Genomic DNA, 14123 nt, shown 5'->3' on the forward strand with positions numbered 1-14123 from the left:
ACTATATAAGCAGTTCTAAATAAAACCGATACACTGCTAGCCACAGTGCTACCGTTATAAATTTTTCTTGCTTGCTGTGCCTACGCCGACAGAGGCAGCGAAAAATTTACTCCAGTAGCACTCGTATCAGTTTTAAGCTGAATCAACTATATTGGTGGCAAACTATATTGGTGGCAAACTATATTAGTAACAAACCATATAGACAACTCTCTATTTTTTGTATAAAACACGCTACTTATCTTATTTTTCGTTTTCAATTTTAATCTCTACTTTTTAAAGCTTATCGCTTTTTGGAAAAACCGCCATGAACCATCCTCGCAATGCACCTCAAAATAACCATTACGATGTCATTATCATCGGCGCGGGTGCGTCTGGATTATATTGTGCGCTCACGGCGGGTCGCCGTGGTCGCCGCGTATTAGTGCTCGACCATGCCAATAAAGCGGGCAAAAAAATCCTGATGTCAGGTGGCGGTCGTTGCAACTTTACCAATTACTTCGTTGAGCCTGAGCATTTTATCGGCAGCAATCCACATTTTTGCAAATCATCGCTCAGTCGTTATCCTAGCTGGGAGTTTATTGGCATGGTTGAGCAGCATAAAATCCCCTACCACGAGCGTGAACACGGTCAGTTATTTTGTGATGACTCAGCACAAGATATTTTGACCATGCTGCTTGATGAATGTGCCGCCGTCGGTGTGCAAGTAAAGCTCAACACTCACATTGAAAGCGTACAAGTGAGCGACAACAATGAAAACACTCGCTTTCAGTTAATAACCAGCAAGCAGCTCAGTAAAAAAGAGAAACAAGAGAGAAAAGAGTCGAACCATCAAACCAAGCTACCGCAAACAGGTTATCGCTGTGAGTCTTTGGTGGTGGCGACTGGTGGCCTATCCATTCCAACGTTGGGCGCTAGTGGCTTTGGGTATGAATTGGCGCAGCAGTTCGGCCATACTCTCATAACCACTGATGCTAGTTTAGTGCCTTTTACCTTTACCGATAAAACCGGTGAGCTGATTCGTTCGCTTGCTGGAATCAGCCTACCAGTGATTGCTAGTAATGAGCGCATCTCATTTAAACTGCCGCTGTTATTTACCCATCGCGGACTATCTGGCCCTGCGATGCTGCAACTATCAAACTATTGGCATATCGGCGAAACCATTAGCATTAATCTGCTACCTGATAGTGATGTGACTGCGCTTTTGCTTGCGCATAAAAAATCACATCCCAAACAACTTATCCGCACAGTTCTGGCGGACTATACAGATGGTGCGTTGCCTAAAAAGCTGCTGGCCGCACTACAAACGCATCTATGGGAAGATATCAAAGATACCGAGCTTGCCAATATTAAAGATGAGCGTTTAATAGAGCTGGGCGCAACGCTCAACGGCTGGCAACTTAAGCCTTCTGGTACCGAAGGTTATCGTACTGCTGAAGTGACGCGTGGCGGCATCAAAACCGATGAAGTCTCGTCAAAAACCATGCAGAGTAATTATCAAGACGGGCTGTACTTCATCGGTGAAGTGCTTGATGTGACTGGCTGGCTTGGTGGTTATAACTTCCAGTGGGCGTGGGCAAGTGGTTTCGTTTGCGGTGAAGTGGTTTAACTGTAACGAATAGACTGGATTTAAATTGACTTTTATCTCAGCCAAACACTTGATAACTGTTAAAATAAGCATAATATAGATTGATATAAATTTAGGACGGCTTAACAGTGTCCAGTTTTTAATATTAATAAAATTATTGGTATTAAATAATATGCTTAGGCTTATGAGGTGATAAATGCGCTCAATCAAACATATCCATAATGAAAAAGAACCACATTGGGTCGGCGACGGTTTTTATGTAAAAACCCTAGTGAATCACCTTGAGGGTAGCCCTGACTTTAATTACCATCATACCGACCCGTTTTTACTATTAGATTACGGTAAACCTACCAGCTTCGAGCCAAACCCCAACTATGAGTCGCAGCCACACGGCGTGGGTCAGCATCCGCACAAAGGCTTTGAGACGGTCACTATCGCCTATGCAGGAGAAGTCAGTCATGGCGATTCGACCGGCGGCTATGGTGTGATTCAAGAAGGTGATGTGCAATGGATGACGGCTGGACGCGGCATTATGCACGAAGAGTTTCATTCGCCAGAATTTGGGCAGCGTGGCGGTGACTTTAGTATGGTGCAATTATGGGTCAATCTCCCAAGCAGCCACAAGCTGACTGACCCTAAATATCAAACCCTTAAACGTGCTGAGCTGCCTGTCATTGACTTAACCGATAATGGAAATACAGATTTTCAAAATACAGGCTTTGAGAAAAAAGGTTCTGATATTAAAAGCTCTAAAATTAAAGCTACTATTGGCAAAGTAGCCATTATTGCAGGTGAATGGCAAGAGACGACAGGCGCAGCAAGCACCTTTACTCCTATTAATTTATGGGATATCGAATTGCATAGCGCAGGGTCAACGACGCTGCAAGTACCCAACACGCACAATGTCATGATATTGGTCCAAGAAGGCGAGCTACTTATTAATGATACAGCAGTAGCAGCGGGTAGCCTGATTCAGTTTACAGCACCGACTGACAGTGATACAAATTCTACAAATGCATCATCAGTGATGCAGGCAAACGATACGATCGAACTCACTTACCCTAAAGTACCTACTGATAAGCAAGCGCCAAGTCCTGTTAAATTACTACTGTTAAGTGGCGAGCCTATCGGTGAACCGATTGCAGGCTACGGACCGTTTGTGATGAACACAGAAGCGGAGTTAAAACAAACGTTTCGTGACTATCAAACCGGTAACTTTGGAAAATAGCTGACGTTAAAACACTTTAAAAACGGTACCTGCAGTACGTGATGTATGGTTTATTGATATTAATTTTCACTGATTATAGTGCAATATAGTTAAGTTGAATAATTAAAAAAGCCACCTTGCTAATAATAGCAAGGTGGCTTTTTTGGCTTTTACTCTATTTTAGTAAAGTGACTTAAGGTCTAAACGATTATGCTTGGTTTAAAAATGGATAATCGGTATAGCCCTCTGTGCCGCCACCATAAAAGCTTTGTGGTTGCTGCTCATTGAGCGGTGCGCCTTCGCGGATACGCTCAGCCAAGTCAGGATTGGCAATATAGTCACGACCAAAGGCAACCGCATCGATATAACCATCGTTGATATTTTTCTCTGCTTTTTCAGCGGTATAACCACCAGCGGCGATAATCATTTGACCAAAGGCATCGCGAACGCGCTGACGGAATTCGTTGCTATACGGTGTACCGCCTGCCCAATCAGGCTCAGATAGATGCAGATACATGATTCCACGTTTATTAATCTGCTCGACCATCCAAATGTTTTCGTCTTCATGATAACCGGCTTCGACATTATTGAAAGTACCAAGCGGTGAAATACGAATACCGACATGGTCAGCATCCCATGCATTCACACAAGCATCGATGACAGCCAGCGTCAAGCGCGCACGGTTCTCACGGCTACCGCCGTAGTCATCATCACGCTTATTGGTATGTTCAGCCCAAAATTGATGCAACAGATAGCCATGCGCACCGTGAATCTCTACCCCATCAAAACCTGCTTCTTTGGCATTTTTGGTGGCAAGACCAAAGTCAGCGATGACTTGCTGTATTTCATCCAGTGTCGCAGGACGTGGTGGCGTCGCATCCGCACGAATCGCTTGGTTATTACTATCACGCAACGTAGTACGTACGCCAACTTCAACATCAGAGGCAGAGATAGGCGCTTTGCCGTCAGGTTGGACACTTTCATGGGCGACCAAACCCGTGTGCCATAACTGTACGACGATTTTGCCGCCTTTTGCATGGACATTATCGACGATGGTTTTCCATGCCGTCGTTTGGTCTTCGGTATGAATGCCAGGCGCGCCCGCATAGCCTTTTGCCTGAAAAGATACCTGCGTCGCTTCGGTAATCACTAACCCTGCACCGCTACGCTGCGAGTAATATTCGCTAGCGAGCGCCGTAGGAACATCACCCGGCTCGACTGCACGTAAGCGCGTTAATGGTGCCATGATTATGCGGTTTTTTAACGTCTGGATGCCCATTTTGACGGGTTCGAATAAATTATCGTGTGCCATAAAAAGCCTTGTTTGTTGTTATAAAACCCTATTGGCGGGTTTATTACTCATAAGTAAATAGCGCTTAGTATTTTGTCTTTAATTACAAATGAATTGATCTTTACATGAACATAAATCGCTAAGCAGCTATTGGTCAGCCGTGTTCTTTATAAGGATAATTGCGGCTATTCCAAGCAAAACTTACAAACAAAAACAGCGTCACACGTATATTTGCAACTTTTAAAAACTCACTATTTATGTGCACTTATAAGCCTATTAAGATAATAGAGTGAGTGAATTTTAATGACCAACAGACCATTTTTAATTCATAGTATTTTTACGACTTTAGCATCTTTTTAATCGACAGCTCTAACGACAAATACGTACCAAACAATATTACCATTGAGCCAACGATGGCTTGGATATCAAGCGCTTCGTCAAGCAACAAATAACCAAAAATAATGGCGAAAATCGGAATTACTAAGGTAATACTGGTCGCCCGCGTCGGGCCGATATTTTTAATCAATTGGTTCATAAAAATCAGGGCGATGGCGGTTGAAAACACACCGATACAAATCACTGATAGCCAAGCTTTCATGCTGATACTTTTGCCATAGGGGAATTCATATAACGCCACTGGTAGCATCATTATACTGGCGATAATGAGCGACCCTGCGGTAATTGCCACTGGTGAGACGTTATCCAAATAGTTTCTAGTAATATTGGCCCCGACCGCATAACCGACACAGGCCAATAGCGCATAACCCATGGGCAATAATCCTGCGGCGACATCTGTCCCCTGCCCGTTACCGCCAAACAAACTCTCACTCATCAAAATAGTCACACCAATCACACCGATGAGCAAGCCAAAAATTTGTTTCTTGGATAGTTTGTCTTTAAAAAAAGTACTGGCGATCAAGCCACTGATCATCGGTACAGACGCATTGAGCACCGCCAACACGCCAGCATTTACTGAGCGCGCCGAAAAAGAGAACAGCATGAATGGCAAGGCGGCGGAGAATATACCAACCAACGCCAGCAGCTTCCAATGCTCTCGAATCCCCACTCTGTTTTTTTTATTTAGCAGTATAAAGGCCAGCATAACCAGCCCAGCAAATATCACCCGCAAGCTGGCAAAGGCCAACGAGCCAAACTCAGGCACGCCAATGCGATAAAATATAAAAGACAGCGACCACATAAAGGACAGGGTTATAAAAGTAATGAGGTCGCGTTTGGACATGGGATCTTTCCTATCAAGCGTTTGAAAATGGGGCGTAAAAAAACCACGATGATAACTTTTTAAGTGCTCAATAGGTGTTGTTTTTTTATACTGCTCGCAGGTTTTTCTATAGCTTAAATTTTTCCAAAATAAAATCGATATCCTTATCGCTGCACCCTGATAAATTAGAGGCGGTATAGCGCCATATAGATTCTGATTATTGGGCCATACCGCGCGAGTTTAAAAGATAATAATCGCATCAACATCCGCTTTGTAAACTCAATTTATACTGATGGGTCATAGGAGTAATCAGGCAAAAGCAACAAATAAGAAACCTATGTTTGCTAATATAGCGCTGTCTTACTTTAAACTGCAGCAATCACTTTTATATATAGCCAACTTTACGAGCAAAAACGCTGACCATTAGGACATAGCATGCAACGACGTCAACTGATTAAAGCCATGGGTCTGAGCTTAGGCGCTATCGGTACCTCCGCTGCGGTGAGTGGCTGCCAAACGCTTGCAAAGCAGCCAAAACTACCCAATACAATTACCCAAGCGGGGCACTTTCCTAATATTATCGTTGGTAGTGGCTATGGCGGCGCGGTATCAGCGCTACGGTTAAGCGAAAAAGGTCATAAAGTATTGATACTGGAGATGGGTATGCGCTGGGATCGCACCTCCAAGCACGATACCTTTTGTAAAATGATCAACGCTGACGAACGCTCAAGCTGGTTTAGCAATTGGCCGAATGCGCCCATAACTATTCCGATTCCCATTAAAAAATATCCCGGCGTTCTAGACTTAATCGAATATGACGATATGAAAGTGTTTGCCGGACGCGCTTACGGTGGTGGCTCTATCGTCAATGGTGCGATTGCCATTCAGACCAGACGTTCGCACTTTGAAGCGGTATTTCCGTGGATTGATGCTGACGAGATGTACGACACTTACTTTCCTCGCGCCATGAGGGAACTCAAAGTTAGCCAAATTCCTGAATCGTTTTTTAATGAGTCCGAGCATTATGAGTTTACTCGTGCTGCTGAACGCCAAGCGTCGAGAGCCGGACTTAAAACCGAATTTTTCGGTAATAGCTATGACTTTGACTATATGCAAAAGGAAGCGCGTGGTGAAGTCTATAAATCAGGACTGGGCGGCGAAGTCATTTATGGCAATAACGCTGGCAAGTTCTCACTGGACTTAACCTACCTAAAAAATGCCGAAGCCACTGGCAATGTATCGGTCAAAACCTTACGCAAAGTTAATAGCATCCAAGCGCTCGATAACGACCAGCTGCGCTTAGAAGTTCACGTCATTAATAAAACTGGCGGCATTGATAAAGTTGAGCATTACACCTGCGATAAGCTATTTCTTAATGCGGGCAGTACTGGCACCTCAGAGTTGCTGCTTAAAAGCCAAGCTGAAGGAAAGTTAAACCATCTAGACCAGCATATTGGACAGCATTGGGGTCCCAACGGCAATATCATGACTGGCCGAAATTTCGTCCACGCCGCTGGTACCACCCAATCCACCATTCCGGTCAAAGCCATCAATATGTGGGATGGTGATAGAGATGGCTCAAAGTATAAAATCTTTGCTGAGCTCGCGCCATTGCCGTTAGGACTTGAAACGTGGACGACGCTATACCTTGCCATCACCGACAATCCAGAACGTGGCAACTATTACTATGATAAAACCTCAAAAACCGTCAAGCTTAACTGGAAACGTAAGCAAAACGAATATTCAGTAAATGCCGCTAAAGAGCTGTTAGATAAGCTCGCCAAAGCCAATGGCGGCTCTACCTCAAGCTTGCTATTTAACAAAGGCTTCGGCGATGACTTTTGCTATCACCCACTCGGTGGCTGCGTATTAGGCAAAGCGACCGATGAGGTTGGGCGCGTCAAAGGGCACGAAAATATCTATGTGCAAGATGGGGCGTTGATTCCTGGTAGCGCTGGGGTCAATCCGTATGTCTTTATTACCGGACTTGCCGAGCGTAATATGACAAGTATTTTGAAGGAAGATTTTGGTTAGGTTGTTGAAGCTTTTCAAAAGTTAGAAGTATGAAAAACGCTCTTGAAGAGCGTTTTTTATTGTTAGATTTGGTGGAGTTTATATTCTCCAACCCCGCATCGACAACAATGACCGTATCTCATTTATCCAACTTACACAGAGGCGATACCCCAGTTATTGCGAAGCGATTCTAGCTTTGGAATGACGCATGACTCATGCTCATTGTTCGCTGCTACAAAGATAGAAACTTCATCCCCTGTTCTTTTATCGCTTATAATTGAGAAGTCCGTGGTTAATGACTCTCCTATCACTTTATTACCATTTCTCGTTTCATACTCATAATGCACGATGACACCTTGTCCTAAACTGATAATAGGAATGGCGTATTTTGGCATCATAGAAACGATACGTGCCGTAGCGACTTGCCCGTACTTGTAGAGTTTTAGCTCTTTTCTAGTGCTAATAAATAAATAAATTAAAAATGGCATGCCAAATAGTAAGAACGGTATAGGTATCAGAAAAAGCAACACCACTGGAAAGCGGTAAGGCTTTAAATTCTGTATGATTGATTGACCATTTAGTTCTTTAATAGCTAGATTATTGCCAACCTGGAGATCTTCGATCCTTTTACCTTCCAGAACTTTGTATTTAGATCTAACTGCCTCATTATTTTTGAGGTATTGGTATGAGATGATTGTCGGATGAATATCGTTTATGGTTACGTTGCTTTCGACCTCAATATTAGTGACTTCAGCGCTCGTTTTTATACCTTGAGAGTCGATTAAATCATAGTCTATTTTTGGGCTATCATTACCCGTAAAAGAGAATATCAGGGTGAAAATAACAGCCATCAGCAAGGCAAAAAAAGAAAATATTAATCCAAAAAATAGTGCAATCGGCTTCTTTTTTAGAAGGCTCATTTTAGTAGAGAACTTGACTTTCCTTGGTGTACTATTCATTTTTGAGTGTCACTATTTTAATAATGAGTGTTTTATGGGCGATTCTACTACGTTATAGAGCCCTATTTTAGTAGGCATTAATCCAATATAAAATCGCTCAAACGTATCTTAGGTAGCATTATACCTAGTCATTCCATAAAGTCAGTAAAAGATATAGATTATTTGCCAACTTTTTTCTATTTTTTTAACCTATATAAAATAATAGTTAATTTTAAAACTTTTAAACTCACACCCTAAAAAAGGATAAATAAATGAAACTACGCATCTTAAAGTCTGCCGTGACCAACCCTTGGTTTAACCTCGCCACTGAGGATTGGATATTTAATACGCTCAATCCCGACTCACACACGCTGTTCTTATGGCGCAATAGCGAGACCGTGGTCATTGGGCGCTCGCAAAATCCCTGGGTAGAATGCAAAATCGATAAGATGAAAGCTGACGAGGTGTTTTTGGCGCGGCGGCAAAGTGGTGGCGGCGCGGTATTTCATGACTTGGGCAATACCAACTTTACCTTTTTATCACCCAAAGACGACTATGACCAAGAAGCCAACTTTACTATCATTATCAATGCGCTAAAGAAATTAGGTATAGACGCGGATTTATCTGGTCGTAACGATATGCAAGTCGGTGATAAAAAAATATCAGGCAGCGCCTTTAAACATGCCGCCGATCGCAGTTTTCATCACGGGACTTTACTGGTCAATGCCAATATGCAAAAACTGGGCGATTATCTCAATCCGCACCCGCTTAAGCTGAAAGCCAAAGGCATCAAATCGGTACGCGCTCGCGTCGCTAACTTAGTAGAATTTAACGAGGAAATCAATCACGAAACCTTATCCGAAGCCATTATCGAGGCGTTTTGTGAATATCATGGTAATACTGCGCCAGTAGAAGAATTGGATGAAGCCAGCCTCGCCAAGCAGCCTAATCTTAATAAATACTATCAGCAAATGGCAGATTGGGATTGGCGCTTTGGCAAGACGCCTGAATTTACCCATCATATTGAAACGCGCTTTGATTGGGGCATTATTGATTGTCACCTTGATGTGAAGCAAGCAGTGATACGCGAGGTGGTTATTTTCTCTGATGCACTAAATGTTGAGCTGATTGACCTATTAAAAGACGCGCTGACTGGCATCAAATACAACAAAGTCGATATTAAAAACAAGCTCGATGACTTAGCCAAAGCGCATGCTGAATTGGCAGCGCAAATTGATGATGTGTCTAAGTGGATGATTAGTGAGATGGGAGGTTAGATTTTTGCTTGTATTAATACTGATTAAAGAGTCTCAAGTCTTTACTACCGTCAATCACCTTTATACTTTGCGCAGGCTGAGCTTGCCATATAGATTACACCTTTAGACAACTTAAGTTTGATATTTAACGCTCTAGCCATCTATAATGTGATGCAAATAATAGATCCGCGATAAAAGTCCAAACTTTAAACGCTTAAGCAAGGTAGCACTATGGCAGCCTATATCACAGTTGGCGCAAAGACCTCTCACGGTGGGACGGTCATCTCCGGCTCACCGCACACCACTCATAACGGTATCCCAATCTCGCGTATAGGCGATAAAGTTATTTGTAAAAAATGCAAAAAGGTCACCACTATTCTTAGTGGTGATGCATCTTTTATCGTCGATGGCGCACCCATTGCACGTGGCGGCGATGTCACTAGCTGCGGCGCTAAACTAATTGCTAGTCAGCAGTCGTTTGCAGAGTCAGGATTTGATGTAGGCAGTATTGCGCAGGCAGCGCCTTTGGCGTTTCCGAAGTCGGAGCCAGAGGCTTTGTTTGGGAATAGCTTTGTAGAGGATGATGAGGAAGAACCTGAAGAGGTTCATTTTTCTATTGAATTTATCGAGTTCAGTAATGAAGGTGGTTATTTAGATAGTTATGCTTCAGAAGACGACTTTAGCAATATTGCAGTCGATGAATACAATAACGAAGGAGATTATTTAGGTAGCTATGATTTAGCAGATAAACCAAGCAATTTATCAGCAAGCACCTCAGGATTTGGAAACTATAATCCATCCAACCCAAATATGAAGTGGGATCCCGATATGAATCGGATGATGCCTAACAGAACAGCACCTAAGAACAACGGTGTTAACTCTAATCTACCTTGGTATAAACAAAACGGAAATAAAAACAAAGCGATTGCACTTGCAGATGAAATTGGTCAAAGCATGTCTAATAGTGTACATTCGACTGCTAAAAGCTACGAAAGAAGAGCAGGTAAATTAGCTAAGGAAACAGTTGAAGTTGCCAAGCATACTCAAAATGCAATGATTGTAAATCTTGGTATTATAGAAGCTGGATTTAAGGATTTCCCCGAGAGAACTAAGGCATCAGCAGCAACTGCTATGCTGCGATTCGGCCAAAGATCGAACGTAGACTTTATATATATCGCAGGTGGCGCGGGTGTTAAACATTTTGGTATTGATATAGGAATGTCTGTAAACGTTCATAACGGGAACGTATATGAGCCCGTAATAGCAAATGCTAACCTTAATACTAATAAAGCGCCATCTATTAGTGTTCAAGTAGGGGTTGGACGTATTATAAGCAGCAATACTGGTGATAATGTTAAAGCCACAGATGCCATACTATCAGGTCAAGGACATTCATACTCAGTCGAAGTTGGTCCAGCCAGTGCTGCTATTGAAACTACCAATGATGGTACAACAGTAGCAGGAAGTGGTGGTTTTGGTAAAAGTTGGACTGTTACAGGTTCCAACGGCAGCTCTACTATGGGTGCTAGTAAAGGTTCTACAAATATGGAACTAGCAGCAGATATGAAGTATAACGCTGCAAAAAAAATCATAGAATATACAGGACAATAATCAGTGAAAATAAGAGGTAAAGAGTATAAATTATCCAACATCTTATTTGTTTTTGTATTTTTTATTTTTTTTATATCGTTTATTGATTTAGAACCAGATAAAGAGCTTGAAATATATCAACAAGAATTGATTGAGAAAGAAAGTTGGTTAATATCTCAGTTGAATGATGTCGCAAACTTCATTAACTTTAACAAAAGTGAATATGATTATATTAATCGAGAAGTTTGGTTCACTGCTTGGTACGTCAGTCCCGAATTTAACAAGAATAAGCTGTTACGTTTACATAGCTATCTTCTCAAAAAAGGTTGGGTAGACATGACTGATAAAATTGACAAAAATAATTATATAGTCAAAACCTCAAGCAGCTCTGATGAAATAGCTAAACATATTCGTATACTCTGCAATAATAAAGCCACTATATTTATGTATATGACGGATATGCGAGAAAATTACGAATATGAATATGAATATTCTGAAGCGCGTACTTTAATAGAACTACTATATGACTATAGTTTGCCTTGCTATGACTTGAATGAAAAACAATATAATAATCCTAGTACTATAGAATTGAATAATTAATATTATTCCCTAAAAATTAATAGCTAGAAAAATTAACAAAAGGAATTTTAATGTATCAAAAAAAAATTACCCCTTTAATTCAGACTTTATTATTAGCCACAATACTATCCAGTAGTTTTCTAGCTTCTGCTTGCTCAGCGGAATCATCAAACACACAGATATCACCCAATCAAAGCACTCCTACTGAAATATATAAACTCGGACTAGCCTACTACGAAGGCGACTCAGTTACTGAAGATGATGACAAAGCTTTTGAACTGTTTCAAAAAGCTGCCAATCAAGACTATGCCCCTGCTAAACATTATCTAGGTATTATGTATTATGAAGGTTTGGGCGTAGATCAAAATTACCAAAAAGCATTCGAATGGATTGAACAAGCCGCCAACCAAGGATATGCTAATGCTCAATTCGATCTTGGAGTTATGTATCATGAAGGTATTGCTGTTAAACAAGATGAGATAAAAAAACTTGAATGGTTTCGACAAGCTGCTAACCAAGGATACACTGATGCTCAATTCAATCTCGGGATTATGTATCATGAGAGTATTGGTGTTGAGCAAGACTATCAAAAAGCAATGCAGTGGTATCTATTAGCAGCTAACAATGGATCTTTTGACGCTCAAAATAATATTGGTAATTTTTACGAAAACGGCTACGGCGTGACGCAAGATTATGATAGTGCTTTAGAGTGGTATACCAAAGCTGCTGATCAAGGGTTAGACATAGCACAATTCAATATTGGTGGTCTCTACGAGAACGGTTACGGCGTACCGCAAGATTATGACACAGCTTTTGAATGGTATAAAAAAGCGGCTGACCAAGGCAATCAAGAAGCCAGCAATAGAATCGGTAGATTGGTTATGGATGATAAAATCGACGATACAGGCATCACTATCTTCAGCACCCAAGAAACTGGTCTCACATTAGGTAATATTGAAAAAATGAGCCAATAATAACGACAGCTGTGTGAGCCAGTAGTTTTTAGCTCATACAGCTACGTATGAAATGTCTAACAACCCCATCACTCCACCAAACCACCCAAAATAGTCTTAACCTCAGTCACATACTGACCCAAATCCGGCTCCAAATGAAAGCCTTCTACCGGTGTGGGCAAACCTTTCTGCTTGCCTAATCTGACAATAATTGCATTTTCTTCTGGTAAAACCAATACGCGCTGACCTAAATGACCCAGCATGGCATAAAACGGAATCGGACTGTCCATATCCATCCACACCGAATGTCCGTAAACTTGCGCTTGCCCTGCTGCAAATGCTGATGCGTTGGGCGTAACCATAAAGTTAACGTGTTCTTTGCTAAGTAGCTGCTCGCCTTGCCATTCGCCACCGTTTAATAATAGCTGCCCAAATTTGGCAAAATCTAAAGCGCTGGCATTAAGACAGCAATATACTTTTTCGATACTTGAAGCCCCATCAAGCGACCAATACGCATCACCTTGCATACCAAGTGGTTGCCAAAACTTCTCTTCTAAATAGCTAGAAACGGTATAGCCATGCGGCTCTAATGCCCGTGATAAAGCAATACCGAGCATTTGCGTGTCGCCGGACGAGTATTCAAACTGGCCACCACATTCTTCGACAAACTCTCGATTGACCATTTGCTTGACTAAATCATGTCCGTAGTAAGATTCTGCCGTGGGATTAATAGGAAAGTAATAATCCTCGGTCCAATCATAACCCGAGGTCATCGCTGAGAAATCTGCGAGGGTACAGTTTTGCGCATACTTGTTGTCCGCGTATTCAGGCAGCCACTTGCTAATTGGTTCATCAACGCTTGATATATAACCATCTTCTACCGCTTTGAGATACAGCATAGTGGTGACGGTTTTTGCCATCGAAAAGCTATTGGTGTGCGAATCGCTGCCGTAGCCTTGCCAGTAGTTTTCGTACAGCAGTTTGCCGTCTTTGATAATGGCAAAGGCGACAGTTTCATCGGTATCTAAAGCATTTTGTAAGGTAGGCGTCAGTTTGACTTGCTCAAAGTTAGGATCTTTCTGCCAAACGATAGCGTCTTTGGCGCGGATAGTACGATTATCAAAATCGACATAATCATCGATATTGGCGGTATTTTCACCTTTAAGATAAGTGAGCTGTAAGCCGCGAAAGATATAAGCGTTGCCCGTCACCACTAAGCCCAAGCTGATAATAATCAGTAGCGCTATAATAGGTAAAACGATCCATTTAAACAGTGTTTTTAACACTACCATTATAAAATCCTTTTTTATGGCGTGGTTGATGAGTACGATCGATTATCGCTGAAGGGTTTAGCCTAGCATGGATGTGGGGTTTTGGGAGGTAGTTTCTGGGTAGCGAGTGTAGAGCTAGTTTCTATACCATCTTGCTAATAGTTTGAGCTACATTATGAAAATTAGTTTATTGTTTGAGTACCATTTATAATACAAGAGTG

Annotated in this window: 11 protein-coding genes; 7 read left to right on the top strand and 4 right to left on the bottom strand. The window is 41.9% G+C overall.

Annotation, left to right across the window (positions count from 1 at the left end):
- Window positions 1–304 precede the first annotated feature (304 nt).
- Entirely contained in the window at window positions 305–1606 is a 1302-nt protein-coding gene (locus tag ACT3TU_RS04095; RefSeq protein ID WP_192524276.1) for an NAD(P)/FAD-dependent oxidoreductase, read from the top strand.
- Window positions 1607–1781: 175 nt separating this feature from the next.
- Window positions 1782–2813: a pirin family protein gene (locus tag ACT3TU_RS04100; RefSeq protein ID WP_192524275.1), complete on the top strand. Its 1032-nt coding sequence runs from the start codon at window positions 1782–1784 to the stop codon at window positions 2811–2813.
- A 187-nt stretch (window positions 2814–3000) separates the two neighbouring features.
- On the opposite strand, the gene ACT3TU_RS04105 is transcribed toward ACT3TU_RS04100, so the two are convergent.
- Together ACT3TU_RS04105 and ACT3TU_RS04110 are read right to left on the bottom strand one after the other, a co-directional pair.
- Window positions 3001–4104, bottom strand: a complete 1104-nt coding sequence (locus ACT3TU_RS04105) for an alkene reductase (RefSeq protein WP_192524274.1) — start codon at window positions 4102–4104, stop codon at window positions 3001–3003.
- Window positions 4105–4420: 316 nt separating this feature from the next.
- Window positions 4421–5323, bottom strand: coding sequence for a DMT family transporter (locus ACT3TU_RS04110; RefSeq protein ID WP_192524273.1), 903 nt, complete (start codon window positions 5321–5323; stop codon window positions 4421–4423).
- A gap of 414 nt (window positions 5324–5737) precedes the next feature.
- Here ACT3TU_RS04110 and ACT3TU_RS04115 point away from each other — a divergent pair, with 414 nt between their 5' ends.
- Complete coding sequence (locus tag ACT3TU_RS04115) at window positions 5738–7336, top strand: GMC oxidoreductase (RefSeq protein ID WP_192524272.1); 1599 nt, start codon at window positions 5738–5740, stop codon at window positions 7334–7336.
- A 131-nt stretch (window positions 7337–7467) separates the two neighbouring features.
- Here ACT3TU_RS04115 and ACT3TU_RS04120 read toward each other — a convergent pair whose 3' ends face one another.
- Complete coding sequence (locus tag ACT3TU_RS04120) at window positions 7468–8274, bottom strand: hypothetical protein (protein WP_192524271.1); 807 nt, start codon at window positions 8272–8274, stop codon at window positions 7468–7470.
- Window positions 8275–8525: 251 nt separating this feature from the next.
- Here ACT3TU_RS04120 and ACT3TU_RS04125 point away from each other — a divergent pair, with 251 nt between their 5' ends.
- From ACT3TU_RS04125 to ACT3TU_RS04140, 4 genes are all read left to right on the top strand, one after another.
- On the top strand, window positions 8526–9530 hold the full coding sequence (locus ACT3TU_RS04125) for a lipoate--protein ligase (RefSeq protein WP_192524270.1): 1005 nt from the start codon (window positions 8526–8528) through the stop codon (window positions 9528–9530).
- 210 nt (window positions 9531–9740) lie between these two features.
- On the top strand, window positions 9741–11120 hold the full coding sequence (locus tag ACT3TU_RS04130; RefSeq protein WP_444784063.1) for a PAAR domain-containing protein: 1380 nt from the start codon (window positions 9741–9743) through the stop codon (window positions 11118–11120).
- Between the two features lie 3 nt (window positions 11121–11123).
- On the top strand, window positions 11124–11699 hold the full coding sequence (locus ACT3TU_RS04135) for a hypothetical protein (protein ID WP_192523794.1): 576 nt from the start codon (window positions 11124–11126) through the stop codon (window positions 11697–11699).
- Window positions 11700–11749: 50 nt separating this feature from the next.
- The gene (locus ACT3TU_RS04140) at window positions 11750–12652 is read left to right on the top strand and encodes a tetratricopeptide repeat protein (protein ID WP_192523793.1); all 903 of its coding nucleotides are present in this window, start codon (window positions 11750–11752) and stop codon (window positions 12650–12652) included.
- 68 nt (window positions 12653–12720) lie between these two features.
- On the opposite strand, the gene ACT3TU_RS04145 is transcribed toward ACT3TU_RS04140, so the two are convergent.
- Entirely contained in the window at window positions 12721–13923 is a 1203-nt protein-coding gene (locus ACT3TU_RS04145) for a serine hydrolase domain-containing protein (protein ID WP_192523792.1), read from the bottom strand.
- Window positions 13924–14123 lie beyond the last annotated feature (200 nt).

The sequence above is a fragment of the Psychrobacter sp. AOP3-A1-26 genome (assembly GCF_052378235.1).
Lineage (GTDB): Bacteria > Pseudomonadota > Gammaproteobacteria > Pseudomonadales > Moraxellaceae > Psychrobacter.

Bases quoted from the DNA above. Each gene is read 5' to 3' on its own strand.
- ACT3TU_RS04095 (WP_192524276.1), top strand. From the start codon at position 305: ATGAACCATCCTCGCAATGCACCTCAAAATAACCATTACGATGTCATT.
- ACT3TU_RS04100 (WP_192524275.1), top strand. From the start codon at position 1,782: ATGCGCTCAATCAAACATATCCATAATGAAAAAGAACCACATTGGGTC.
- ACT3TU_RS04105 (WP_192524274.1), bottom strand. From the start codon at position 4,104: ATGGCACACGATAATTTATTCGAACCCGTCAAAATGGGCATCCAGACG.
- ACT3TU_RS04110 (WP_192524273.1), bottom strand. From the start codon at position 5,323: ATGTCCAAACGCGACCTCATTACTTTTATAACCCTGTCCTTTATGTGG.
- ACT3TU_RS04115 (WP_192524272.1), top strand. From the start codon at position 5,738: ATGCAACGACGTCAACTGATTAAAGCCATGGGTCTGAGCTTAGGCGCT.
- ACT3TU_RS04120 (WP_192524271.1), bottom strand. From the start codon at position 8,274: ATGAATAGTACACCAAGGAAAGTCAAGTTCTCTACTAAAATGAGCCTT.
- ACT3TU_RS04125 (WP_192524270.1), top strand. From the start codon at position 8,526: ATGAAACTACGCATCTTAAAGTCTGCCGTGACCAACCCTTGGTTTAAC.
- ACT3TU_RS04130 (WP_444784063.1), top strand. From the start codon at position 9,741: ATGGCAGCCTATATCACAGTTGGCGCAAAGACCTCTCACGGTGGGACG.
- ACT3TU_RS04140 (WP_192523793.1), top strand. From the start codon at position 11,750: ATGTATCAAAAAAAAATTACCCCTTTAATTCAGACTTTATTATTAGCC.
- ACT3TU_RS04145 (WP_192523792.1), bottom strand. From the start codon at position 13,923: ATGGTAGTGTTAAAAACACTGTTTAAATGGATCGTTTTACCTATTATA.